The following is a 25,358-nucleotide window of genomic DNA, read 5'->3' on the forward strand; positions in this document are numbered from 1 at the left end:
GAACGACCCGCGTGAATAAGGGTGCGTAGGGGAGGTATCGTCCGAAGGGGCGGCCCGGATACCGGCTGTCTCACCGGCAGCGCTTCACGCTGGCTCACCTCATGCGCGGGGGTTCCGCGCTGACGATGGCCTGCACATGGGCGCTTGCGCGGCCAATGTCAATGACTTTCCGGTTAGGTCGGTTCAGGCCGGTACGCGGCGGCAGACTACTGGTTAAGATTGGTGATCTTGCCGAAGCGTACCTCGCCACCGGCGCGGTCATCCTTGCGCAAACGCACATCGATTACCTCGGCGATGTAGCTGTCTCGGTCGCTATACATGTGGATGTCGGCTGTCTCGACCCGGCCACCGAAATCGAAGGTGGAATCCTGGTACATGGTGAGGTCCAGCGACCCGATGGCGCCATTGGCGATCTCTATGGTGCTGCCCTGGTTGAGGGTCACGTCGACGCTGGCGGCGGCGGTCAGCGCATCGATCTCAAGGTCGCTGCCATTGTTCAGCGTCGCTTCCAGCGAGCCGCCGACAGTGTCGACCTCCGCGCCGGCGCCATTGCTGATCTCGATGTCGAGGTCGCGGCCGATCCGGTCGAGGTCAAGGTCGCCTGAATTCATGATCCGGGCAATGACGGAACCGGCGACGGCGTCGATTTCAAGGTCGGCGGAGTTGTAGACCTTCACGGTCAGGTCGCCGCCAATGGTCGTCAGTTCCAGATCGGCCGAGTTGAAATCCTCGATGGTCGCGTTTCCGGCAACGCTTGTCAGCTCCATGTCGGAGGAGTTCATAACCTTGGCGGAAAGATCGCCACCGATAGGGCCGTCAACCTTCAGGTCGCTTGAGTTCATGGAGTGCAGGCTGGCATTGCCAGCGATCGAGACGATGCGCAGGGACGTGGAGTTACCGGCTTTCGCGTTCAGGTCGCCATTGACCGGGGCGACATCCGCGTGCCCGCACCCGAACATGGCGACGTCACCGCCATCGGACGGGCCGACCGCCGCATCGACGGCGCCATCGAAAGCGATGTCCAGTTGCCGGGGTACACGGATGGTCATGACGGTGCGCTCGTTCTTGCGGTCGCGCCTGCTGCACCAGTCATTGTTCCAGCCCCAGCCATTGCTGTCCTCAATACCGCCATCGACGACCAGCTTGCCGCCTATTACTTCGAACTCCGGCTTGGGCCCCTTGTGGAAGTCGATGGAGACATCCTGCCGATCCTGCGGCATGACGCGGACGACGGCGTTGATGTTTTCCAGCTCGACTTCATCGGTGCTGAAATCGAGCGTTTCCATGATGCGGACGCCCTGAAAGGCAGCCCTGACCCGGTCCGACTGGATCATGTCCGGTCTGACGTCCTGCACGGCCACTGGCGTTTCCATCAGCTGGGGAAATTCCTGCTCGTCCTGCTGGGCAAAGGCGGATGCGGCACTGCCAAGCATAAGCGTGGCGACAATAACTGCGACAGGGGCGGGGCGGGACGCGTGAAAATGTTTCATGCAGAGAAGCTTATCCTGGCCCGGAGAGCTGTCAACTAATTTTATCGTAGAACACCACTCCCGACACTGCACAACTTGTTGGCCTTTCGGGGTCAATTGCCCTACGTCTTAGGGAACCAAAACGCATTCAAAAGCAGGCAGTTAGATCATGGCTGAAGAGACTATCGAACGCGAAAGCATGGAATTTGACGTCGTCATCGTCGGCGCCGGGCCAGCCGGCCTTTGCGCGGCGATCCGCATCAAGCAACTGGATGAGGAAAAGGGTACCGAGACGAGCGTCGTCGTCGTCGAAAAAGGCTCCGAGGTCGGGGCGCATATCCTGTCCGGTGCTGTGGTCGACCCCAAGGCACTGAACGAGTTGATCCCCGACTGGAAGGAACAGGGCTGCCCGCTGGAAACGGAAGTGACCGAGGAGAGCTTCCTCGTGATGGGCCCGGCCGGCTCGCTGCCGCTGCCGGTATTTGCCATGCCGTCCATGGTCAAGAACCATGGCTGCTACATCGCCTCCATGGGCAATGTCTGCCGGTGGCTGGCCGAGAAGGCCGAGGGGATGGGCGTCGAGATCTATCCGATGATGGCGGCGTCAAAATATCTCAAGCGCGAGGATGGCTCGGTTTCCGGCGTCGTCGTCGGCGAGGTCGGCATCGGCAAGGATGGCGAGAAGAAAGGCTCCTATGAGCCGGGCATGGAACTGCACGGCAAATATGTGCTTCTGGGCGAGGGCGTGCGCGGTTCGCTGTCCAAGGAAATCATCGCCGAGTTCGGCCTCGACTCTGAGAGCGATCCGCAAAAATACGGCATTGGCCTGAAAGAGCTGTGGAAGGTTCCGGACGAGAATTTCAAGCCGGGCTACGTGCAACACACATTCGGCTGGCCGCTTGATAACGACACGGGTGGCGGGTCGTGGTGCTATCATTTCGGCGACAATTACGTCTCCATCGGCTTCGTCGTCCACCTGAACTACAAGAACCCCTATCTTTCTCCGTATCAGGAGTTCCAGCGCTTCAAGACCCATCCGGATATCGCCAAGATGCTGGAAGGCGGCGAGCGCGTCGCCTATGGCTCGCGCGCGATTACCGAAGGCGGGTTCCAGTCGATCCCGAAACTGACCTTTCCGGGCGGCGCGCTGATCGGCTGTTCCGCCGGTTTCGTCAACGTGCCGCGCATCAAGGGTAACCACAACGCCATGAAGACCGGTATGATGGCCGCCGAAGCCGCGTGGGATGCGCTGCAGGGCGGGCGCGCCGGTGACGAGCTGGAGGCGTATACGGAGAAATTCTATTCCAGCTGGGTCCATGACGAGTTGAAGAAGGTGCGCAACGCCAAGCCGCTCTGGACGAAATACGGCACGCTGCTCGGCGGTATCGCGCTGTCCGGCGCCGATCTGTGGCTGAACCAGCTCACAGGCGGCTGGTCGCCCTTCGGTACGATGCGCCACGACAAGACCGACGCTGCCGCAACCGAGCCTGCCAGCAAGCACAAGCCGATTGCGTACCCCAAGCCCGACGGCACGCTGACCTTTGATCGGCTGACCAATGTCTCCTTTTCCTTCACCAATCACGAGGAAGACCAGCCGGCCCACCTGAAGCTGCTCGATCCGTCGGTGCCGGTCGACGTCAACCTGCCGACCTATGCGGGGCCGTCCCAGCGTTATTGCCCGGCAGGGGTCTATGAATATGTCGAGGAGGGCGGTGAGACGAAATTCCAGATCAACGCCCAGAACTGCGTCCACTGCAAGACCTGCGATATCAAGGACCCGCAGCAGAACATCAAATGGACGGTGCCAGAGGGCGGCGGCGGGCCGAACTATCCGAATATGTAACGGCGTGTAACAGCCAACCCTTGCTGGCTGTTATTCGTTTCGGGTTGGCCTCGTTGCCCGGCAATGATTATTTTTCTGCCATGATTTCTTCACGGCTGGCCTTTAGCGATGATCATTGGCATTGTGCCGCATCCGGCTGTGTGCGTCTTGCGCGTGGCCGGTGCCTCTGTTGTTATGTTATCGGCCCATCCTGATCATGGTCTGGCCGGTAGCAAGGTAAGGAAGAAGCTATTGATTTTCCCGCGTAAACCGATCCTTCTCCTCACAGCTACGGTGTCGCTTGTGGCCCTGGGGGCTTGCGCTTCGCCGGGCGGCTCGTCTGGTTACATCGTGCGCGACCTTCAGGAAGAAACGGTTGTCGGTGATTATCTGAAAGCCCGCTTCGCGGCGAACCAGCAACAGCTCGATATCGCAGCCGATGCCTATGCCCGCGCGTCAGAGGCCGCGCCGCAGGATGCTCTCCTGCTGCGCCATGCCTTTTTCTACGAGCTTGCCGCCGGCGATGTCGGTGCCTCGGCCACTCTGGCGCGGCAGCTGAACCAGCCGGAGTTTCGCACGCCCGAGGCGAGCGCAGAGGATGGCGGCGAGGCGATAAGGCAGGCTCTCGAGGCGGCCAGGGCACAGCAGAACCTGTCCCTGCCGGTCCTGACAGTCGCGGCCGACCAGATGGCCAGTGGCGATTATGCCGAGGCACTGGTGACGCTGGAGGCTGAAGCGGATTCTTCCTATGTCCAGTCGATCAGCTACCTGATGCGCGCCTGGGCCCTGTTCGAAACCGAGGGGGCTGATGCGGGTCTTGCCATGCTGGACAATACGCAGGCCCAGGCTTTCACGGGTTTCACCCCGCTGCACAAGGCGCTGATGCTGGAAGCCGCCGGTCGCCGCAACGAGGCGCGCACGGCCTATGCCGCCGCTGCGAAAGCCTATCCGGCCGAACAGACCCGTATCGCACAGGCTTATTTCCTGGAACGTACAGGCAGCAAGGATGAGGCGCGCGCGCTTTATCGCGGCATGGTCGAGGAAGACGGCGTGCTGGTGCGTACCGGTCGTCTCGGCCTGATCCGTCTGGGTGAGCCGCTGGCTGGCGAAACGGATCTGATGATCCGTGAGGCGAAGAGATTCCGTGTGCGTCCTTTCGTGCGCTCGGGCGCGGACGGGGCCGGGCTGGCGCTGTATCATTTTGCCTGGGCAACCTACCGCCAGGCGCTGAGCGAACAGGCTGCGGCTTATCGCGCCGGCTTTACCAACCTGACGCTGCTGCTGAATACGCCACTCGCCTTTGCGCAGCTGTCGGCCCATCTCAATGAGGATTTCGACGCGGTGAACTATCTCGTCGGCGGTATCTACAATTCCTACGAGATGTATGAGGATGCAGCGCGGCTGTTCGGTGAGGTCTCGTTCAACGATTCCTTCTACGAATATGCGGTGACAGACAGGGCCAGCGCCCTCGTGCAGATGGAGAAGACCGACAAGGCCTTGTCCCTTTTGCAGGAATATGTTGCGCGCGATGCCTATGCCGTATCGACTGCCCTGCGCCTTGCCAACCTTCTGTCCGATGACGGACAATATCAAGCTGCCGAGCAGACCCTGACCAGCGCCATCGACCGGATAGAGCAGCGCCCCGAGGACGAGCGTGGTGGCGATCTGTGGCGCTATTATTTCTCCCGCGGCGTCCTGCATGCCGATATGGACCAGTGGGTACAGGCAGAGGCCGATCTCGTCATGGCCAGGGAGCTGTCGGACGACGAGCCCTATGTACTCAACTATCTGGGCTATAGCTGGGTCGAGCGTGGCGAGAACCTCGAAGAGGCATTCGCCATGATCGAGGAAGCGCTGCGGCAGGAGCCGAATTCCGGCGCCATCACTGACAGTCTCGGCTGGGCGCACTACCAGCTCGGCGAATACCAGGAAGCTATCGACTATCTGGAACGTGCCGTAGAGCTTGAGCCGGCTGACCCGGTGATCACCGATCATCTCGGTGATGCCTACTGGCAGGTCAGCCGCCGGAACGAAGCGCGTTACGAGTGGCGCCGCGCCCTGAGCTATGATCCCGATGATGACCTGCGCGTGGTGATCGAGCGCAAGCTGGCAGAAGGCGAGATCATCACGGCGGATAGCTCTGCCGACAGGACAGCTGACATCGCGAGCGATCCATCGCAAACCCCTTGAAGGAGCGCCGCCACCATGGCCGAGCTGCTGGCGCGCGCCAAAGTCAATCTCTGCCTGCATGTCGGGGCGACTCGCCCTGACGGCCTGCATGACATCTTCTCGCTCGCCGTTTTCCCTATGTTGGGTGACCGGCTGGTGGCTGAGCCTTCAGATTATCTGAGCCTGACCATAGACGGCCACTTTGCCGGGGCGCTGGCAGGTCTTGCCCCTGCCAGCAATCTCGTCTTGCGCGCCGCGCGGCTTCTGCAAGGCGAGCCGGGCGGCCAGGGCACTGTTGGCAAGGGACCTGATGGAAAGGGAAAAGGCGCGCGCCTGCGCCTGACGAAAAACCTGCCACCTGCTTCCGGTATCGGCGGTGGCACGGCGGATGCCGCTGCGGCGATGGTATTGCTGCGCGATCTCTGGGGCCTTAAGACCGGCGACCAGCGGCTGATGGCGCTGTCATTCCTGCTCGGGGCGGATGGCCCATTGTGCCTTGCCCCTCACTTGCTGGCTGGCCGGGCAGGTGCGCTTTGCAGCGCCATTGCGACCGGCGCTGGCGAGCAAGTGCGGGCCGGGCCTGTCATGGCGCCATTCTGGATGCTGCTGGTCAATCCGGGGCAGGCCGTATCGACCGCCGCTATCTTCCGCCTTTACGACGCCGACCCGCCCGCAGGCCCCGCTGACAGGGTGGCTTTCGGCTCATCATGCGCCAGCCTGCAGGACCTTGGCTCAACCCTTGCACTGACACGCAATGATCTGGCCGGCCCGGCAATCAGCCTTTGCCCGGCGATCAGGGACGTACTATCTTTCCTCGAGCGCCAGCCGGGCTGCAGTTTCTCGCGCATGTCTGGCAGTGGCGCAACCTGTTTCGGCCTGTTCTCCAGTCAACAGGCGGCCAGGAAGGCTGCCAGTGCCGCGCGCGGTCGGGGATGGTGGGCAGAATCTGCGGCAGCCGGCCCGACAGCGACCGGAAAAGTCGCTTGAAGACTTAAAGAGTATACAAGGCCTTATGTTCAGTTCCGCCTCAATCCTCTATCTCGTTCTGATTGGCCTCGGCCTGTCCGGATTTTTTCTGTGCACGGCGCTGTGCCGCAGTTTCATTTCCCTGTCTTTCCTGCCGAACCACGAGGATGAGCGCACCAGCCACCGCGGTACTGTTTCGCGGGCCGGCGGGGTAGCTATTCATATAACCTTCGTCGTAGCGGCCCTCCTGGGGCTCTGGCTCAGCCGCATCGGTATCGGCAGCGACTATGGTGTGCTTGTCATGCTGACCGGTGCAATCGCGGTTCTCGGGTTGATCGACGACATCGCGGCCATCTCGCCTGGCCTGAAATTCCTTGGGCAGATCATCCTGTCCATTGTTCTGGTGATGTTTGTCGGACCGATCGAGACGATGCCGCTGCCGGTTCTCGGCGATACCGATCTTGGCGTTGTCGGCTATGTCGTCGCGGTCCTGTGGGTTGCCGCTTTCGTCAACGTGTTCAACTTCATGGACGGACTCAATGGCATGGCTGCAGGATCGGCCCTCGTGGCGCTGATCGTCCTGTGCCTCGTCGGTGCGTTCGGCGGTAACCTGCCCCTGTTTCTGACGAGCCTGATGATGACGATGAGCCTCTTTGCGTTCTTCATCATCAACTTTCCCGCAGGCAATATCTTCATGGGCGATGCGGGCTCGCTGGGGATCGGCTTTCTCATCGCCGGACTGGCCCTGCTCGCCGCACAGCCTTCACAGAGCGGTACAGGCGTGCCTGTTGCGCTGGTGCCGATGATATTCCTGCCGTTCATTCTCGATGTGTCGATCACGCTGATCCGCCGTATCGCGACCGGCCAGCGCTTCTATCAGGCCCATCGCGAACATTATTATCAGCGACTCAATCAGGCCGGCTGGTCCCATGCCAATGTCACACGGCTGTTCATGGTCGCCGCCATCTTCAGCGCCGCGGCGGGATGGGGGGTTACGCAATTGCCGTCGCCCGTTGAATGGATGGGCGTCGCGGCCCTCGCCCTGGTCCTGGTTGTCGCTGCCCGGATCATCCGGGCCCGCGCAGGCCACGACGATCAGGTCAGGCAGAAAAGCAGGCCGGACAAGAGCGAGCCGCAAGAGGCACCGGCCAACGCGGAATAGGGAGAAAACATGCGGCGAGAACCTGGCATTTCGGGCGGTACGGCGCTGGGGTTTCTTATCGGGTTTGTTCTGTTCGGTACGCTTCTTCTCACAACCTCTTTTGCCGAGAGTGATGAACTATCTCGTTCTGAAGCCGACTGGTTCTATCGCTCGATCTGGCAAACTATTTTCGGGGATAGCCACCCCGTTGGCTCAGACAATTACAATCAGGCCCTTGCCTTTGTGGGGCGAGAGGATCTGGCTGGCGATGATATCCGCCCCGGCAATACAGCTTTTTGTGCAAGCGGGCTGCCGGATGGCATTGTCTGGGATACCATTCGTGATGTCGCTGCCGGATCGAGGGTCGTAATCATCAACGAGGCCCATGACCGACCCGATCATCGTGCATTTGTCGCTGAATTGGCGCACGTGCTTGGCGATGAAGGCTTTTCTTATTACGCGGCTGAGGCATTTGAAAATCCCGGTACAGATGAAAATGCATTTACCATAATAGAAACGCCCGACATGGCGTCGGGGTGGTATGTCCGCGAACCTGTTTTCGGTCGTCTCGTCGGCGGCTTACAGGCTATCGGCTACACGTTGGCTGGTTATGATAGCGTCGCAGCCAGCGGGGCCAGAAAAGATACTGATCCATTGGCGGAAATAACGCGCCGGGAAGAAGATCAGGCAAACAGTCTCGTTACGCTGATCGAAAGCATGCCCCAGGATGAAAAGCTTCTGATCCATGTCGGATATGGCCACGGGGCAGAGGAGCCGATAGAGACCGGCGCGGACCCAATCCTCATGATGGGTGCACGCCTGAAGGCAAAGACCGGAATCGATCCGGTTACTATTGATCAGACAATGTGTGAGGGGGCGGGCGAGGACGTGCTGCTCAAGGGGCTCCAGCCTGTCGGTTATGACATGACAATTGCTCGAGCCCGGCTGGACTTTATATACCATCGCCCGACATGGCGATTAGCAGCCGGTGACAGGTTGGTTGCCATCCCCCAATCGATATTTCCAGATACAGGCCCGGTCATCGTTGAAGCCCGAATGGAAAACGCGCCTAATGACACGGTGCCGACTGACAGGGTTCTGGTAAGGGAAGGCGAAGACACGCGGCTCCTGCTGCCTCCCGGTCGTTATGCCGTGCGTGGATACAATCTGGAAGATGGCTTCAGCTCGTCTGAAACCATAGGCGTAGAATAGGACAGGCTGGATCAGGAATTGCGGGCGACGGACAGGTCGACGAGGTCGGCGAGGGCCGTGGTGTAGTCGGACTGCGGCAGCTTGCGCAGGCTGGCGAGGGCCTCGTCAGCAAACTCACGGGCACAATCGAGCGTACGCGGAATGATATTGTCACGCTGCATCAGCTCAAGGGCGCGGGGCAGGTCGCTGTCCTTCTGGTCGACATCGCCGATCGTGCGCTGCCAGAAGGCGCGTTCTTCATCATTGCGCGCGGCGGAGATCGCATGGACGACCGGCAGGGTCATCTTGCCCTCGCGGAAATCGTCACCGACGGACTTGCCCAGATCGCTCTGTGTGCCCGCATAATCGAGCGCGTCATCGACAAGCTGGTAGGCGATGCCGAAATTCATGCCGTAATCGAAGAAGGCCTTTTCTTCGGCCTCGCTGGCACCAGCGATAACAGCGCCGGCCTGGGTTGCGGCGGCGAACAGGGCGGCGGTCTTGGCCTTGACCACGTCGAGATACATCTCGAAGGTCGCGGCGGTGTTCTTTTGTGTTGCCAGTTGCAGCACTTCACCCTCGGCGATGGTGCAGGAGGCGGCGGAGAGGATGTCGAGAACCTTCAGCGAGCCGGTCTTCACCATCAGCTCGAAGGAGCGCGAGAACAGGAAGTCGCCAACAAGCACGCTCTCCTTGTTGCCCCAGATGATGTTGGCCGTCTCCAGCCCGCGGCGCAGGGCGCTTTCATCGACGACATCGTCATGCAGCAGCGTTGCGCCATGGATCAGTTCGACGGCAGCAGCGAGGTTGATGTGCTGGTGCCCGTCATAGCCGAAGGCACGGGCGGCGGCGATGGTCAGCACCGGGCGCAGGCGCTTGCCACCGGCATTGATCAGGTGTCCGGCGACTTCCGGGATCATTTTCACCGAAGACTGCATGTGGTCGAGGATCGTGCCGTTGACGGCTTCCAGATCGTCAGCCGTGAGCGCGCGCAAATCAAGAACCGCGTTCTTGAAGGTGCGTTGCCGTTCCAATGTCTTCGCCGGATTGCCCACGCGGCGCTCCTGTCTGCTCATCTGTAACAAATAGTCCCCGATATCCGGCCAACAATGGTCGCGGCGTCAGTATCGGTCAAGCGTGTCATAATGGCTTCATCATCGCCATGCCAGCGATAATCGCCTGTTTTTAAGAGCTTACTTGAACAGTGCCGCAACGCCGCATACATCCTCGTGATGAGCAAGTTCACCGAAATGCCGAAAAAGCTGTGGAAGGCGACGCCGTGGGGCGGACCGCCGAAACCCACCGTCACCCATCTCGACCTGACCGGCGTCATCGCCACGTCAGGCAGGACAAGCAAAAATCTCAACCTGCGCCGCCTTGAAAAGGCGCTGGATGAGGCGTTCAAACCGTCCGGGCTCAAGGCCGTGGCAATCAGCATCAATTCGCCCGGCGGCTCGCCGGTTCAGTCGCGCCTGATCCATGACCGTATCCGGACGCTGGCAGCCGAAAAGGACGTGCCGGTGCTGACCTTTGTCGAGGATGTCGGCGCCTCCGGCGGCTATATCCTGTCCATCGCAGGTGACGAGATCTATGCCGATCCGAGTTCGGTTGTTGGCTCCATCGGCGTTATCTCCGGCGGCTTCGGCTTCCCTGAAGCGATTTCGAAGCTTGGTGTGGAGCGCCGTATCTATACGGCCGGGTCGAACAAGAGCCAGCTTGACCCATTCAAGCCGGAAGACCCGCAGGATGTGGAGCGGCTGAAGATCCTGCTCGACGAGCTTCATGCGATCTTCATCGATCTCGTGAAAGAGCGCCGCGCAGGCAAGCTCGCCGATAGTGACGAGATCTTCTCCGGTCAGTTCTGGGCTGCCGGCAAGGCAAAGGAGCTGGGCCTGATCGATGCGATCGGTGAGGTGCGCACCGTGCTGAAGGAAAAATTCGGCAAGGATGTGAAAATCAAGCGGATCGAGACCGACAAGAAGAGCCTCATTCAGGCAATCATGTCGCGCGGCGGCATGCCTGCGCCGTCCCTGTCGCTCCTCGACCCCGACCAGCTTGTCGATACGCTGGAAGAGAAATCCCTGTGGAGCCGCTACGGGCGGTAAGATACGGCGATCCAGCCTTTCCATTCGTTCATTGGCGGAATGATTGCCGTCTTGTTATGTTTGGAGGGCAGGAGGAGTTAGCCCATGTCCACAATCGCTACCATTCTGGCCACTGCTGCGGTTACCGCCGGTGCGGTCGCCGTTTCCAGGCGTTTCGCCAGCAAATGGAGAGAAGCCAAGGATATCTTGCGCCGGGTGCGCGAAGACCAGTCCCCCTATGCCGGGCCTGACGTCATCGACTTCGAGAAAGATCCAGAAACAGGCACCTATCAGGCCCGCGAAATCTGAGTACGCTGCAACAATATGCCCCGGCCTTTTGAGTGTCCCGGGGCTGGTATTGTCATCGATATTTCTTTTGCATGGCCGATAGGCTCACCTTAGGGTGAGTTTTTTCGACGAACTCCTTGCGGAAACCAAGAACAACAATGAGCGAGCCGCGAACCGAACAGGGCAGACAGATCGCCTTTATCGATCTGGAAGCATCGGGCCTTGGGTCCAAGTCATGGCCTATCGAGATCGGCTGGGCCTTTGCCGACTGGCCTGTCCGCTCCATGCTGATCAAGCCTGCCGACAGCTGGTCCCTGAATGCGTGGGAGAAATCCGCCGAGGAGCTGCACCGCATCACGCCGGACAAGCTGATCCGCGAGGGGACCCCGGTGCTGGAAGCCGCCCTTGTCCTGAATGCCGCCTTTGCCAATGCGCAGGTCTATTCAGACGCCCCGGATTATGATGGTTACTGGCTTTACAGGCTCTACGAGGCCGCCGGCGTGCGGGCCAATTTCAAGCTTCATGACTTTGCCGAACTGATCAAGCCGCTGGCGAAATCGGCACCTGCAGAGCTTGTTGGTCGCGCCCAGAAGCTGGAGCCGCACACGCACCGTGCCGCCCAGGACGTGCGCCACCTGCAGACGATCTATCGCCTCGCGCTCGACGAAGCCGGCAAGTAATCTCATGAACAGCCAGATGGTATCCCTGCCGGAGCGAGGCGGCGACATGCATGTGCGGCGCTGGGGCGAGGGACAGCCCGCTATCGTGCTGCTGCATGCCAATGGTCTGAATGGCCTTTCCTATCGCCGGGTGATTGAGCCGCTGGCACCCTCCCATACCATCCTGACCCTTGATCACCGCGGCCACGGCCGGACCAGCCTGCCGGCCGATCCGGAAAACCTGCGGGACTGGCATATCTATGCCGGCGATGCCGGGGCGCTGCTCGCCGGACAGCCTGCGCCGGAGGCGGGATGGACCCTGGTCGGGCATTCCATGGGGGCGGTCATCTCCCTGATGGTCGCCGCCGCAGGCAAGGTACCGGTGCGCCGGATAGTCATGATCGAGCCGGTCGTCGTGCCGGTTGCCGCCCATTGGCTTGCCCGCTCGCCAATGCGCGGCTTTATCCGTGAAATCCTGCCCGTCGCAAAAAAAGCCGCAGCCAGGCGAGCCATCTTTCCCGATGCGCAATCGGTCAGGGAATCATACGGTCGCAAGCCCTTCTTTGCGGGCTGGGCGAAGGGGGTGCTGGACGACTATCTGGCCGATGGCCTTTTGCCTGATGAGGATAGTGTACGCCTTTCCTGCGATCCGGCGTGGGAGGCGGCAACCTTTGCGGCGCAGGGGCACTCCTTCTGGGATGCTCTCGACGGGGCGATGACAGCAGCAGGCGGCGATGTCAGTGCGATATACGCCGAAACCGGTTCGACTGCGTCCGGTACATCGCGCATCCGACTTGCGGGGCAGGGTGTGGACGGAACGGTATTGCCAGGGTCATCGCATCTCGCGCCCCAGGAATTTCCCGGGGAGTGCGCATCCCTCATCGCATCGCGGCTGACAGAGTGATCCGGCATCAATGCGCCGATTGAGCCGCGCTTTGCCCAATAAGCGCTTGGAGAGCGGCATCCTTTTTGCTACGACCTGCCAAACCGCGCCCCGCCCGGGGTGGAAACCATTTACCAAGAAAGTCCAGGAGACGACTGACAATGAGCGACACGCCGAGCGCCGCACCGCAAGAACCGAAACTGGAAGGCAGCCTGTACATGTTCCGCGAGCCGGAACTGCTCAGCAAGGAAAAGCACTCCAAACTGGGCATTTCCCGTCCGGATAGCCCGTTCGGCTTTGCCGCCAATGTCCGCGCCGTGCCGCTGGTCGTCACGGAAATCGCTGCTGCCCAGAAGCATTACCCGATCATCTTCACCGATGAACAGAATCCGATGCCGCTCGCGGTGACCGGCCTGATCGACGACGTGAACCTGTTCGTCAACGACAAGGGCGAATGGGACCAGAACGTCTACATCCCCGGCTATATCCGCCGCTATCCATTTGCTCTCGCTGGCGACCAGTCTTCCAACCGCATGGCGATGATCGTCGACAGCGCCTATGAAGGCATCAAGAGCGATTCCGACATGCCGTTCTTCGATGGCGACCAGCTTTCTGCCGCTACGCAGCAGGCCATGGACTACTGCACCAATTACGAGCGTGACCGTCAGGTCACGGTGAATTTCGCCAAGCAGCTGGTCGAATACAATATCGTGTCGAACCAGGTTGCCCAGTTCACACCGCAAGGTGCCGACCAGCCGCAGCCATTCGCGCAATATAACGGCGTTGAAGAGAAGAAACTGGCTGACCTGTCGGAGGAGAAATTCCTTGCCCTGCGCCAGTCCAACATGCTGCCGATCCTTTATGCGCAGCTGATGTCCATGGGCAACTGGCGCCTGCTGATGGAGCGCCGCGTGCGTCGCTTCAACCTGACGGGCGAAGAAATGCTGAAGCCGGTTACCAGGCAATAGGCCCTGGCTGCATACAAATTCAAAAAGCCGCCGGTGCTCCCGGCGGCTTTTTTGTTGGCCTGATGGGTGATGCTCACTGCCCATAACATTCCGGCGAGAGGGTGAGTGTTTGCGATGCAGTCCGCGCCGATTATGCTAGAGCTTGGATCGACTGAAACACCGGACCAATAGCCTCATGCGATCATCAAACCTTTTCATTGCTGCTTTCCTCGCCATCCTTGCTGCCGTCATGGCGCCACAGGCCAGGGCTCAGGCAGTCTCCCAGCCAGTGGAAACCGGCAATGCCGTCAGCCAGCTGATCGCCGAGCGGGGCGGTATCGCGCCCGGAGAGACCATCCGCATCGGCTTGTATCAGGAACTGCGCGAAGGCTGGCACGTCTACTGGATGAACCCTGGCGATTCCGGCCTGCCGCTTGAAATCGACTGGACCCTGCCAGAGGGGTTCGAGACGGGCGAGATCGACTATCCGCTGCCCCATCGCATTCCGCTCGGCCCGCTCGTCAATTTCGGTCATGAGGGCACGCCGCTGTTCATGATCGACCTGACGGCGCCTTCCGGTGCCGCAACGGGCCAGACGGTTACCCTGACCGCCGACGCGACATGGCTGATCTGCGCCGATATCTGCATACCGGAAAGCGCGACACTGTCGTTGAGCCTGCCTGTGGTCGCTGAACCCGCAGGGCCAGATGCCTTAGGCGCGCCGCTGTTTGAGCAAGGCGATACGCATATGCCCGAACAGGGCGGCTTCGATGCTGCCTGGTATGACCTCGATGGCAAGCCGGTGCTGGAGCTGTCCGGCGATATCGATCCGCAGGCGGAGATCTTCTTCTTCCCGGCGGCAATCAGCGTGGTCGAACCGGCAGCGGAGCAGAAAGTTGCTGCGACTGACGAAGGCGTGCGACTGTTCCTGCAGCCAGCATTCGACTACGACCCGGCTTCGCTGGATGTGCTGGACGGTGTCGTGACTATCGACGAGCGCGGGATAGAGATCGCCGCGACCCAGACCGAGGCACCGGCAGGGGTGACCGTGCCGGGGGCAGACACCGGTGCGTCAACTGACGCCGGATCAGGTACAAGCGAGAGTTCCAGCGCGACCCCGCCAGCGGAAAGCCGCAATCTGTGGGCGATTCTCGGCCTCGCCTTCCTCGGCGGCATCATCCTCAACGTCATGCCCTGCGTCTTCCCGGTGATCTTCATCAAGGCGGCGAGCCTTGCCCATTCGGCGCAGGAGAGCCGCGCGACTATTGTGCGCCATGGCTTCATCTATACCGCCGGCATCCTTGTCGCGTTCCTCGCCATCGCAGGCCTGTTGCTGGCACTGCGGGCAGGGGGCGAGCAGATCGGCTGGGGCTTCCACCTGCAATCGCCTGTTACGGTCGCGGTCTTTGCAATCGTGATTTTCCTCGTCGGCCTGAACCTGGCCGGGCTGTTCGAAATCGGCACCAGCGTGCAAGGGGTGGGCACCGGGCTTGCCTCCAAGGGGGGCAATTCCGGTGCGTTCTTTACCGGTCTTCTGGCCGTCGCCGTCGCGGCACCATGCATCGGGCCGTTCCTCGGCGTGCCGGTCGGCTTTGCGCTGTCGGCGCAGCAGCCTGCCTTTGTCGGGCTGCTTGTGTTCGCAGTCATGGGCCTGGGCCTTGCCCTGCCTTACCTGCTGATCTCGCTGATCCCCGGTATCGCCAAGGCGCTGCCCAAGCCCGGCGCGTGGATGGAAGTGTTCAAGCAGGTGCTCTCCTTTGCCATGTTCGCCACGCTGATCTGGTTGATCTGGACACTGACATTGCAGGCAGGCTCCGAAGGTCTCGTCCTGTTGCTGATCGCGCTGTTGCTGACCGGCTTTGCGGCGTGGGCCTTCGGCCTGTCCCAGCGCAGCCGGGGCGCGGGCGGCGTGTTTGCGCGAGTACTCGCTCTCGCGGCCATTGGCGGGTGCGTCTACGCGCTCTCCGGCATCACGCCGCAATTGCGCACCGCGGACTATGCGCAAGCCTCCGCGCCGGGCGAGGGCGACCTGTCGAAATTGCCGACCGTCGCCTATTCCGAGGCCACGCTGGAAGAGCTGCGCGAAGCGGGCACGCCTGTTTTCATCGACTTCACCGCCGCCTGGTGCGTGACCTGCCAGGTCAACAAGCAGACGGTGCTGACGCGCCAGCAGGTCGTCAGCCAGTTCCACGAAAAAGGCGTCGTCTACATGGTCGCCGACTGGACCGTGCAAGACCCGGAAATTACCCGGGCGCTGGAGGCACAGGGCCGGTCCGGCGTGCCGCTTTATCTTTTCTACGCACCGGGTGCGCCTGAACCACAAGTCCTCCCGCAAGTGTTATCGTTCGACATCATGCGCGAGACATTCTCCGTGCTATAGTCGAGCCGTGATTTTGGCCTAAATCAGCCTTTGATCTGGAGGAGATTGATCGATGAAAGTTCTTTTTGCATCCGTGGCGACGTTTGCCCTTAGCATCGGCGCTGCCTTTGCCGCCCCGGAGATTGGCGCGCCGGCCCCGGCCTTTACCGGCACGACCACATCCGGCGACACCGTTTCGCTGTCTGACCTTGCCGGTGAGAAGGTGATCCTTGAATGGACCAACCATGACTGCCCGTTCGTGAAAAAGCATTACGAGGCCGGCAACATGCAGATGACGCAGGAAGCCGCCGCCGAGGCTGGCTACACCTGGCTGACGATCATTTCGTCCGCCCCCGGCAAGCAGGGCCATGTCTCCGCAGAGATGGCTGACGAGCTGACCGAAACGCGCGATGCAAGCCCGACCCACGTCATTCTCGATGAATCCGGCGAAATCGGCACTGCCTATGCCGCCAAGACGACCCCGCACATGTACATCATCGATGAGGAAGGCACGCTCGTTTACGCAGGCGGCATCGACTCGATCCCGTCTGCCGACAAGGCCGACCTCGAAAAGGCAGAGAACTATGTCCTTGCCGCGATGGAAAACATCGAGGCGGGCGAGCCGGTCGCGACCCCGCAAAGCCAGCCCTATGGCTGCAGCGTGAAATACTGATCGACCGCTGCTCAGAGCAGAATACATGTAGAGCCTGTGCCCTTGCGGCGCAGGCTTTTTCTTTGCCCCTCTTTTCGCCCCGGGGGCTGGCAAAGCGGCGCCGGTCCGCTAATTAGGGTGCGACAGACATGAGGAGTGCCCGATGAGCGAGAAGACGAGTGAGAAACTGACCGATTTGGCCGAATGGAAAGCGCTGGCAGACGAGGCAAAAAGCCTGTCCGGCGTACATATGCGCGATCTGTTCGAGCGCGACGCGGCCCGGTTCGGGAAACTCTCCGGCGAGGCCGCGGGCCTGTTCGTCGATTACTCCAAGAACCTCGTGACCGACGAGACGGTGGACAAGCTGCTCGCCCTCGCCACAGCACGCGGCCTCGAAGGGAAGCGCGCGGCGATGTTCGCCGGCGAAAAGATCAACGAAACCGAGGACCGCGCCGTGCTCCACGTCGCCCTGCGCGATACCGCCCATGGCAAATACAGGGTCGGTGGCGAGGACGTCATGCCGCTGATCGAGGCAGAGCTGTCGCGCATGGACCAGTTCTGCGCCGCGATCCATTCCGGCGGCCACACGGGCTATACCGGCAAGAAACTGACCACCATCGTCAATATCGGCATTGGCGGATCTGACCTTGGCCCCGTTATGGTGACCGAGGCGCTGAAGCCTTACTGGATCGACGGGCGCGACTGCCATTTCGTCTCCAACGTGGACGGCACGCACCTTGCCGAGACGCTTGCCGCCGTCGATCCGGAGACGACGCTGTTCATCATCGCATCGAAGACCTTCACGACGCAGGAGACGATGACCAATGCCATGTCGGCCCGTGACTGGTTCCTGAAACAGGGCGCGAGCGAAGCCGATGTCGCGAAACACTTCATCGCCCTGTCGACCAATGCCGATGAGGTTTCAAAATTCGGTATCGACACGGACAATATGTTCGCCTTCTGGGACTGGGTCGGCGGGCGCTATTCCCTGTGGTCGGCTATCGGTCTTTCCATCGCGCTGCAGGTCGGTTTCGACAATTTCCGCAAGCTGCTCGACGGTGCCGCGGTGATGGACCGCCATTTCGAAGAGGCACCGCTGACCGAAAACCTCCCGGCACTGCTGGCCCTGATCGGCGTGTGGAACCGCAATTTCCTCGATATCGGCACCCATGCCGTGCTGCCCTATGACCAGTACCTGCATCGCCTTGCTGCCTATCTTCAGCAGGCGGACATGGAATCGAATGGCAAGGGTGTGGTCATGGATGGCTCGCCCGCCAGTGCCTCGACCGGCCCGGTCATCTTCGGCGAGCCCGGCACCAACGGCCAGCATGCCTTCTACCAACTGATCCATCAGGGGACGGACAAGATATCTGCCGATTTCATCGCCCCGGCCTTGAGCCATAATCCGCTGGGCGACCATCACGTCAAGCTGCTGGCGAATTTCCTCGCCCAGCCGGAAGCACTGATGCGCGGCAAGACGACGGAAGAAGTGAAGGCGGAGCTTGGCGACAGCGTGCCCGCCGACAAGCTGGAGACGCTGGCCAAACACAAGACCTTCACCGGCAATCGCCCGACCAATTCGATCCTGATGGAGAAGCTGACGCCGGAAACCCTCGGCGCGCTGATCGCACTCTATGAGCACAAGATTTTCTGCCAGGGCGTGATCTGGGGCATCAACTCCTTCGACCAGTGGGGCGTGGAGCTGGGCAAGGTACTGGCCAAGGCGATCCTGCCGGAACTCGCCGAACGCGGTCAGGACAAGCCAGCCGCAACGGCCCATGACGCGTCAACAAATGGCCTCATTGACCGGATAAACAAGATCCGCAAATCAAGCTGACCTGTTGGAGTATCCATGTTGCGCACCGCGCTGATCGCCGCCCTGTCTTTGCTTGCTCTCGCCCTGCCAGCGAACGCGCAGAGCGTGCCGGAGGGCTGGGAAGGCGACGATATCGTTTATGCTCGCATCCAGACCTCCATGGGCGATATCGATCTGGTGCTGAACCGGACGAAGGCGCCGATCACGGTCGAGAATTTCTTCGCCTACGCCACAAAAGGCTCATACGACCGCACGATCTTTCACCGTGTCGTTGCCGGGCGCCTGATCCAGGGTGGTGGTTATTCCCGTACGCTGATAGAGCGCCCGGCGATGGACCCGATCCAGAACGAGGCGACCAACGGCCTGAATAACGAGCGCGGCACCATCGCCATGGCGCGCTATACGGAGCCGAATTCGGCAACGAACCAGTGGTACATCAACCTCAGGCATAACGAGGAACTCGACCATGAAGGCGAAGAGCTGATGCTCGACTGGGGTTATGCCGTATTCGGCAAGGTCGTCGCCGGCATGGAGGTGGTCGACGCCATCGGCATGGTCGAGACAGGCGCACAGGGCCAGTTTGACAAGGACGTGCCCGTAGAGCCGGTCATCATCGAGCGTGTGGACGAGATAGAGCCCGAAGAAGTTTCTTCGGAATAGCTATTGCGCCGCCAGCGGATGAACCACGCCGGTGCCATCTTGCCTGAGAAAATCTGGCCCGCCATCCTTTTCCGCCAGCTCTGCTTTCTTCTGCGCGATATAGTCACGCGTCATCGGCACCGCCGTCTGGTCATGGGCGATCTGGATCTGGAAATTGCACATGATCTGTGCCCGGAACGCCATTTCCGATGAGGCGAGATAGAAATCCCACATTCGGCAGAAACGCTCGTCATAGAGCGCCTTCGCCTCGTCCCAGCGGGCCGTGAACCGTTCGCGCCAATGGCGGATCGTCTCGGCGTAATGCAGGCGGAGATATTCGATATCGGTGACGACGAGACCCGTTTCCTCGATCACCGAGACGACTTCCGACAGGGCGGGGATGTAACCACCGGGGAAGATATATTTGGCGATGAACGGATTGGTGATGCCGGGCGGGCCGAAGCGGCCGATCGTGTGGATCAGGCCAACGCCGCCGGGCTTCAGCATTTCTGCACATTTCTCGAAATAGTTCCTGTAATGATTGACGCCGACATGCTCGAACATGCCGACCGAGACAATGCGGTCGAATTTTTTGTCCAGCGTGCGATAGTCCTGCAGCCTGAATGTCGCCCGGTCGGACAGCCCGGACTCGACCGAGCGGCGGATGGCGACGCTGAGCTGGTCGTGGGACAGGGTGACCCCGGTGACGTTCACGCCGCAATTCTGGGTGAGGTACAGCCCCATGCCGCCCCAGCCGCAGCCGATGTCGAGCACGTCCTCGCCCGGCTGCGCCAGCACCTTGGCGGCTATGTGGCGTTTCTTCAAGAGCTGCGCCTCGTCCAGCGACGTCTCCGGTGTCGGAAAATAGGCGCAGGAATATTGCATGTCCTGATCGAGGAACAGGTGATAGAGGTCGTCGCCAAGATCGTAGTGGTGCTGCACATTCTTCGACGAGCGCGACAGGGTGTTGAGCTGGTCAAGGCGGCGGCGGGCAAAGCGCAGCCATTGCATGACTTTCATCCATGGGGATGTAGCCGCAACCGGGCCTGAGTTCTGATAGATCAGGTCCAGCAGGTCATAGACACTGCCCTTGGCCATCACCAGCTCGCCCTCCATATAGGCTTCGCCGAGCTTCAGGGTCGGGTCCATGGCAATCTTGCGCGGCGTGTCTGCGCCGGTCAGTTCAACGCTGATGCAGGGGCCGGTGCCATCACCATAGGTCTGTTCGTGACCATCATGGGTGGTGACGACAAGACATCCTTTCCTGATCATGCCGTCCAGAACGCGATGCAGTATGGTCATATCGCTCTCCTCGTTCTGTTCCCTAGTATAGGACGATTAACCCCGTCCGGCCAGCCCGCTGGCGCGAGGGGCCGTGTTCGTGCAGGATGGACGCCAGAATAGACCGACAAGTTCCTCGAGAAAGACGCGCTATGAACATCATGAGAATGGATATCGCCCCGCCCGTGACCCTGACGATCAGGGGCAAGGAGCGCGCGTTCGACATCGATAGTCCCGACCTCCCGGACTGGGTCGAGGACGGCGCCATGGCCTGTGGTGGCTATCCCTATGAGAAGAAACTCGACCGGAAAGACTATGAGGACCAGCTGGAAGCGCTGCAGCTGGAACTGGTGAAAATGCAGTACTGGATGCAGGACACGGGCGAGCGGGTGGTCCTGCTTTTCGAGGGGCGCGATTCCGCTGGCAAGGGCGGGACGATCAAGCGGTTCACGGAATATATGAACCCGCGCATCGCCCATGTCGTCGCCCTGCCCAAGCCGACGGATCGCGAGCGGGGCGAGTGGTATTACCAGCGCTATGTGCGGCATTTCCCCTCGACCGGCGAGATGCGCCTGTTCGACCGGTCCTGGTATAATCGCGCCGGGGTCGAACCGGTGATGGGGTTCTGTACGGAGCAGCAATGCAAGCATTTCCTCGAGGAGACACCGGCCTTTGAGAAGATGATCACCAATGACGGCATGCATTTCTTCAAGTTCTGGCTGAATATCGGCCAGGAGATGCAGCTGAAGCGGTTTCACGATCGCCGCCACGACCCGTTGAAGATCTGGAAGCTGTCACCGATGGATGTCGAGGCACTGACCAAGTGGGATGACTATACGAAGGCGCGCAATCGCATGCTGGAGGCGACGCATACGGACCATGCGCCATGGACGGTGATCAAGGCTAATGACAAGCGCCGCGCAAGGCTCAACGCCATCCGCCGCGTGCTTCTGGCGCTCGACTATGACGGCAAGGACGCGAAAGCCATCGGCAAGATCGATGACAAGGTCATGATGCCCGCCGATGACTTCCTGAAGTCGCTCTGATTATTCCCCGGCCAGCGGCAGGATGATGCGCGACGGCGTCGCGCCGCCATGATGGACCGTGTTAGTCGCGACAGCGAATTCCGTCGACGTGTACGGATCGGCAGCGGTGTTCAGGCTGCGGGCATAGGACGGGAAATTGCTGGAGGATATCTCGACCCGCACCCGGTGACCCTTCTGGAACGTATTGGCGACCAGCATGGGCGGCGGGGAAATCTCGTAAACCTCGCCATCTTCCATGAACACCGGTGTCTCCAGCCCGTCGCGATAGCGCATGCGCAGGATCGTGTCGGCGATGTTCCATGCCGTGCCATCCGGTGCGACATCGACGATCTTGACCGTGAAGTCCGTGTCCGGTGCATCGGAGGAGACAAAAAGCTGCGCATGGGCAAAGCCGAAGACAGGCAGGTCCTCGGTCAGTACTTCGGAGGTATAGACCAGCACGTCCTCCCGCGCCTCGATCTCGCGCTGGTCGAAGCTGCCGTCCTCCTGGTCGGTGCCCATGCCGGAAATCTCGCCGCCATGGCTGATCACCGGGTTAGTCGGGTCGTAGACGAAGCTGTCACTGTCGCCTTGCGCTGCCTCGACGGCCAGTACGCCATCGCCGTCCAGCGTATTGGCGCTACCGCCACTCGTCAGGGTAAAGACGAGGGCGTCATCACCGGCCGGCACGACGGATGGATCGGGCAGGGTATCGAACGCCTGCCATTCATTCTCACCAGCCATATAGGCCTGGACAGGGGCAAACTCCGGTGCTGGCCCTGAGCCTTTCAGGTAATGGTCGAAAAACGCGATGGACTGGGCGTCATAGTCGAGCCGGGCATCGCCGAGGGGCCGGTCGCCTATCGTGGTCTCGGCTTCCTCGCGCCCGAACCCGCAATGGGGTCCATTGGTCAGGATGATATACTGGTTGTCGACACCAGCGGCCCTGTTGGCCTCGCTTGCGGTCTGGAACGCAGCGGCGGTGGCGCGGGCGGAAATATCGTACAGCGCTTCGGCCCAGAAGCCTGGCACGCGGATCGCCGCGGCGTCTTCATCGGTCAGGCGGTTATCGTCCCAGTCCGGATGAACCGGCCCACGGGCGATGTATTCTTCGAAGTCGGTGACCGCGCCATCGCCCGCAACGGCCATGTCCGCCATCGGCAGGTACATGCGGATGCCGTCATAGAAGTCCTGCTCGCGGGCGTCGCCGTCATTGTCGACGCTGAAGGAGGCGGCGGCCCGTTGCCATGCAACATCGTCGAGGTCTGCTGGCAGTTTCGGCCAGGGCTGCTGCATTTCCTCGTAGAAATAGTTGAACCAGCCCTGCTGCCAGACGCCGCCGCGCCAGAAATTGCCCTGTTCGCTGAACGGGCCGGCCTCGGCAACGCCTACCCCGGCGGAGCGGGCGATCATCGCCTTGTGCGCCGGATGATTGCGGCTCGCCAGTTTGAGCTGGTTTTCAGCCGATGACGAACAGCCATAGGTACCGATCGCGCCGTTGGACCAAGGCTGCGCGGTAATCCAGTCGAACGTGTCGAGACCATCCTCGACCGGGTTGGGGATCATGGTGAATTCGCCTTCGGAGAAATAGCGCCCCCGCTCATGCTGCTCGACGACAGCATAGCCTGCCTCGATCAGCTGTGCCTTGAAGCCCTCGCTGCCGCGACCCATCTCGCTGGAATAGGGTGTGCGGATCAGCACCGTCGGTACCGGCGTCTCACCGCCAGGGGGCAGGTAAATATCCGTATCGAGACGGATACCGTCGCGCATACGCACCGGGATGTGTTCCTCGACCAGCGTACCCTCCGGCGGGATGAAGTCCGTCGGCCTTTCCCGTGGCGCCTCGGCTTCAGTACAGGCGGCCAGCATCAGCACTGTTGCAATAGCTGACAGAGACAGGCGGCTGCTTGCCTGTGCGGCGGCTTTGTAAAGACTCATCGAGATATCCCCTTGCTGAAGGCTCAGACTGGCACAAAGCGGCGTACCATTCTACAGGCTTCTGGCGCGACGCGGCGGGCGGCGTTAGGTTGGCGCTGAACAGGAAAGGGCCTCCCCATGAACGGGAAAACCATGAAACCGGAAACCATCGCCATTCACACGCCGGGCATCGGCAGGGACGGGGCCGTCGCGGCATCGATCCAGCTGTCGACGACATGGCAGCACGGGCCTGCCTATGAGAACCTGCACGGGTTCACCTATGTGCGCGATACCAACCCGAATGTCGCTGACCTTGAGGCTCGGCTCGCGGCGATGGAGGGCGGGGCGGTCGCAGCAGCCTTTGCTTCCGGCATGGCGGCGGGCGCGGCCCTGCTGGCGGGCCTGCCGGAAGGGTGCCGGGTCATCTTCCATCATGACCTCTATCACGATTTCCGCAATCTCGCCGCAGCGACCTTCCCGGTACGGAAGATAGAGGCAGTATTTATCGACATGACGGACCTTGAGGCGCTCGGTGACGCGCTGACGGACAACACCGCCCTCGTCTGGTTCGAGACGCCGTCCAACCCGAAGCTCGACATCATCGATATCGCGGCGGTCAGCCGTTTGGCTCATGAGGCGGGTACGCAGGTCGCGGTCGATGGCACGTTTGCGACGCCTGTGCTGCAGCGGCCACTCGATCTGGGCGCGGATTATGTCATCCATTCCCTGACAAAGTATATGGGCGGGCACAGTGACATTCAGGGCGGGGCAGTGATTGCCAGAGAAGATAACGATGCCGCTCGCGCCCTGTTCGCCACGCGCAAGGTCACCGGCGGCGTGCTGTCGCCCTTCAACGCCTGGCTCGTTTCGCGCGGCCTGCAGACGCTGCACTGCCGGATGGAGGCCCATTGCCGCAACGCGGGGGTGCTCGCTGAATTTCTCAGCGCACATGACCGGGTGGAGACGGTGCATTACCCGTTCCTGTCGGGCCGGGCGGGAGAGGATATCGCGCGGGCGCAGATGAAAGCCGGCGGCGGCATGCTGTCGGTGGAGATTGTCGGTGGGCGTGATGGGGCGCTTGCTGTTGCCTCGCGGGTAAAGCTGATCCTCAATGCGACAAGCCTTGGCGGTGTGGAGAGCCTGATCGAGCATCGTGCCTCGGTCGAGGGGCCGACGCCGCGCTCGCCGCAGGGGCTGCTGCGCCTCTCTGTCGGGCTGGAGAACGCTGACGACCTGATCGAGGATCTCGATCAGGCGCTGGATTTCTGATTGTCAGGAGCGCACGGAATGCTGATCAGGGCTGGGACATGAAGAGGGCGCGTTCGCGCTCGCGCCGTTCCATCAGGCTCGGCATCTGGGTCAGCTCGCCGCCGACATTGGCAATCGTGTGCTCGCTCAGCGCTTCTGCAGCTTCGTCGCGTTTGCCGTTCTGCAGGCTGCGATAGACATCGGTCTGGCCGAAATTCTCGATGCCGACCGACTCCGCGAAGGAGACGAGGGCGGCATATTCGTTCTCGTTCAGGGGCACGGTTACCATGCGGCGAACGCCGTCCTGTACCGGCTGGAGGTCTGCCAGCAGCAGTTCTTCAGCCTGCGGTACGGTCAGGGACATGCCCTCCGTCGCGGTCGCCGTGTGGGCATAGCCGACATGCCAGTCACCATCTTCCATGGTGGCCGACAGGGTCAGGCCGCGGGATGTCTTGATGATCTCCAGCCCGTCGCCGTTCAGGCTCATGGCGCTGTTGTCCGCTGTCGGCATGTTGCGGGCGGCATCTGCTGTCGTGCTGGAGGAGAGGGCAGCCGTTGCCGCCGGTGCGTGGGCCATGTCCGCCGCAGGCTCTTCCGCCGCAGCAGCGAAGGCGGCGGGTGGCCTTTCGGTGCCCGCAATAAACCCTTCGATCTTGTCGAAACCCTTGTCGGTCAAGCCCGTCACGGTGCCCGGAAGCCCGTACCGTTCGGCGACAAGCGCCCCGACAGCGAATAGAAACAGTCCAAAAAGGAAAGCTAACCGCATTTCACCACCTACCCAGTTATTGTGATAATATCCAAT

The 25,358-nt window shown here is 61.2% G+C and carries 21 protein-coding genes; 16 read left to right on the top strand and 5 right to left on the bottom strand.

All coding sequences use genetic code 11. From position 1 onward, the window contains the following. Positions 1 to 206 precede the first annotated feature (206 nt). Positions 207 to 1,490, bottom strand: coding sequence for a DUF4097 family beta strand repeat-containing protein (locus FF098_RS12625; RefSeq protein ID WP_155141023.1), 1,284 nt, complete (start codon positions 1,488 to 1,490; stop codon positions 207 to 209). Positions 1,491 to 1,638: 148 nt separating this feature from the next. Between FF098_RS12625 and FF098_RS12630 the strand changes: the two genes are divergently transcribed. The 5 genes from FF098_RS12630 to FF098_RS12650 all read left to right on the top strand — a co-directional run bounded on the left by FF098_RS12630 (position 1,639) and on the right by FF098_RS12650 (position 8,779). Then, positions 1,639 to 3,312 (top strand): electron transfer flavoprotein-ubiquinone oxidoreductase, encoded by a 1,674-nt coding sequence (locus FF098_RS12630; protein ID WP_155141025.1) that lies wholly within the window; start codon positions 1,639 to 1,641, stop codon positions 3,310 to 3,312. Positions 3,313 to 3,594: 282 nt separating this feature from the next. Beyond that, complete coding sequence (locus tag FF098_RS12635; RefSeq protein ID WP_166426514.1) at positions 3,595 to 5,481, top strand: tetratricopeptide repeat protein; 1,887 nt, start codon at positions 3,595 to 3,597, stop codon at positions 5,479 to 5,481. Positions 5,482 to 5,496: 15 nt separating this feature from the next. Then, positions 5,497 to 6,447 (top strand): 4-(cytidine 5'-diphospho)-2-C-methyl-D-erythritol kinase, encoded by a 951-nt coding sequence (locus FF098_RS12640; protein WP_155141029.1) that lies wholly within the window; start codon positions 5,497 to 5,499, stop codon positions 6,445 to 6,447. Positions 6,448 to 6,472: 25 nt separating this feature from the next. Then, positions 6,473 to 7,588, top strand: coding sequence for a glycosyltransferase family 4 protein (locus FF098_RS12645; protein ID WP_155141030.1), 1,116 nt, complete (start codon positions 6,473 to 6,475; stop codon positions 7,586 to 7,588). Positions 7,589 to 7,597: 9 nt separating this feature from the next. After that, positions 7,598 to 8,779, top strand: coding sequence for a hypothetical protein (locus tag FF098_RS12650; RefSeq protein ID WP_155141032.1), 1,182 nt, complete (start codon positions 7,598 to 7,600; stop codon positions 8,777 to 8,779). 11 nt (positions 8,780 to 8,790) lie between these two features. Here FF098_RS12650 and FF098_RS12655 read toward each other — a convergent pair whose 3' ends face one another. Beyond that, positions 8,791 to 9,834, bottom strand: coding sequence for a polyprenyl synthetase family protein (locus FF098_RS12655; RefSeq protein WP_155141034.1), 1,044 nt, complete (start codon positions 9,832 to 9,834; stop codon positions 8,791 to 8,793). A 156-nt stretch (positions 9,835 to 9,990) separates the two neighbouring features. On the opposite strand from FF098_RS12655, the gene FF098_RS12660 reads away from it, so the two are divergent. The 9 genes from FF098_RS12660 to FF098_RS12700 all read left to right on the top strand — a co-directional run bounded on the left by FF098_RS12660 (position 9,991) and on the right by FF098_RS12700 (position 19,106). After that, entirely contained in the window at positions 9,991 to 10,863 is an 873-nt protein-coding gene (locus FF098_RS12660; RefSeq protein WP_155141035.1) for a S49 family peptidase, read from the top strand. An 84-nt stretch (positions 10,864 to 10,947) separates the two neighbouring features. After that, on the top strand, positions 10,948 to 11,151 hold the full coding sequence (locus FF098_RS12665) for a hypothetical protein (protein WP_155141037.1): 204 nt from the start codon (positions 10,948 to 10,950) through the stop codon (positions 11,149 to 11,151). Positions 11,152 to 11,288: 137 nt separating this feature from the next. Next, the gene (locus FF098_RS12670) at positions 11,289 to 11,810 is read left to right on the top strand and encodes a hypothetical protein (protein WP_155141039.1); all 522 of its coding nucleotides are present in this window, start codon (positions 11,289 to 11,291) and stop codon (positions 11,808 to 11,810) included. A 4-nt stretch (positions 11,811 to 11,814) separates the two neighbouring features. After that, on the top strand, positions 11,815 to 12,693 hold the full coding sequence (locus tag FF098_RS12675; protein WP_155141041.1) for an alpha/beta fold hydrolase: 879 nt from the start codon (positions 11,815 to 11,817) through the stop codon (positions 12,691 to 12,693). Between the two features lie 140 nt (positions 12,694 to 12,833). Continuing rightward, positions 12,834 to 13,640 carry a SapC family protein gene (locus tag FF098_RS12680; protein ID WP_155141043.1) on the top strand — a complete coding sequence of 269 codons (807 nt, stop codon included), beginning with the start codon at positions 12,834 to 12,836 and terminating at the stop codon, positions 13,638 to 13,640. A gap of 175 nt (positions 13,641 to 13,815) precedes the next feature. Continuing rightward, positions 13,816 to 15,999 carry a protein-disulfide reductase DsbD family protein gene (locus FF098_RS12685; RefSeq protein ID WP_155141045.1) on the top strand — a complete coding sequence of 728 codons (2,184 nt, stop codon included), beginning with the start codon at positions 13,816 to 13,818 and terminating at the stop codon, positions 15,997 to 15,999. A 52-nt stretch (positions 16,000 to 16,051) separates the two neighbouring features. Continuing rightward, a complete protein-coding gene (locus FF098_RS12690) occupies positions 16,052 to 16,651 on the top strand; it encodes a redoxin domain-containing protein (RefSeq protein ID WP_155141047.1) in 600 nt (199 codons plus the stop codon). Between the two features lie 142 nt (positions 16,652 to 16,793). After that, complete coding sequence (gene pgi / locus FF098_RS12695) at positions 16,794 to 18,467, top strand: glucose-6-phosphate isomerase (protein ID WP_155141048.1); 1,674 nt, start codon at positions 16,794 to 16,796, stop codon at positions 18,465 to 18,467. 15 nt (positions 18,468 to 18,482) lie between these two features. Next, positions 18,483 to 19,106: a peptidylprolyl isomerase gene (locus tag FF098_RS12700; protein WP_155141050.1), complete on the top strand. Its 624-nt coding sequence runs from the start codon at positions 18,483 to 18,485 to the stop codon at positions 19,104 to 19,106. On the opposite strand, the gene FF098_RS12705 is transcribed toward FF098_RS12700, so the two are convergent. Beyond that, entirely contained in the window at positions 19,107 to 20,387 is a 1,281-nt protein-coding gene (locus tag FF098_RS12705; protein ID WP_155141052.1) for an SAM-dependent methyltransferase, read from the bottom strand. It lies immediately after the preceding gene. Positions 20,388 to 20,527: 140 nt separating this feature from the next. On the opposite strand from FF098_RS12705, the gene ppk2 reads away from it, so the two are divergent. After that, entirely contained in the window at positions 20,528 to 21,412 is an 885-nt protein-coding gene (gene ppk2, locus FF098_RS12710; RefSeq protein ID WP_155141396.1) for a polyphosphate kinase 2, read from the top strand. Here the strand turns inward: ppk2 and FF098_RS12715 are convergent, their stop codons facing one another. Next, positions 21,413 to 23,329 carry a CocE/NonD family hydrolase gene (locus FF098_RS12715; protein WP_155141054.1) on the bottom strand — a complete coding sequence of 639 codons (1,917 nt, stop codon included), beginning with the start codon at positions 23,327 to 23,329 and terminating at the stop codon, positions 21,413 to 21,415. Positions 23,330 to 23,446: 117 nt separating this feature from the next. Here FF098_RS12715 and FF098_RS12720 point away from each other — a divergent pair, with 117 nt between their 5' ends. Beyond that, positions 23,447 to 24,577, top strand: a complete 1,131-nt coding sequence (locus FF098_RS12720; RefSeq protein WP_205967492.1) for a trans-sulfuration enzyme family protein — start codon at positions 23,447 to 23,449, stop codon at positions 24,575 to 24,577. A gap of 25 nt (positions 24,578 to 24,602) precedes the next feature. Here FF098_RS12720 and FF098_RS12725 read toward each other — a convergent pair whose 3' ends face one another. After that, entirely contained in the window at positions 24,603 to 25,322 is a 720-nt protein-coding gene (locus FF098_RS12725; protein WP_155141056.1) for a lysozyme, read from the bottom strand. Between the last annotated feature and the right edge of the window lie 36 nt (positions 25,323 to 25,358).

It is taken from the genome of Aquisalinus luteolus (genome assembly GCF_009712425.2).
In the GTDB taxonomy this organism is placed as follows: domain Bacteria; phylum Pseudomonadota; class Alphaproteobacteria; order Caulobacterales; family Parvularculaceae; genus Aquisalinus; species Aquisalinus luteolus.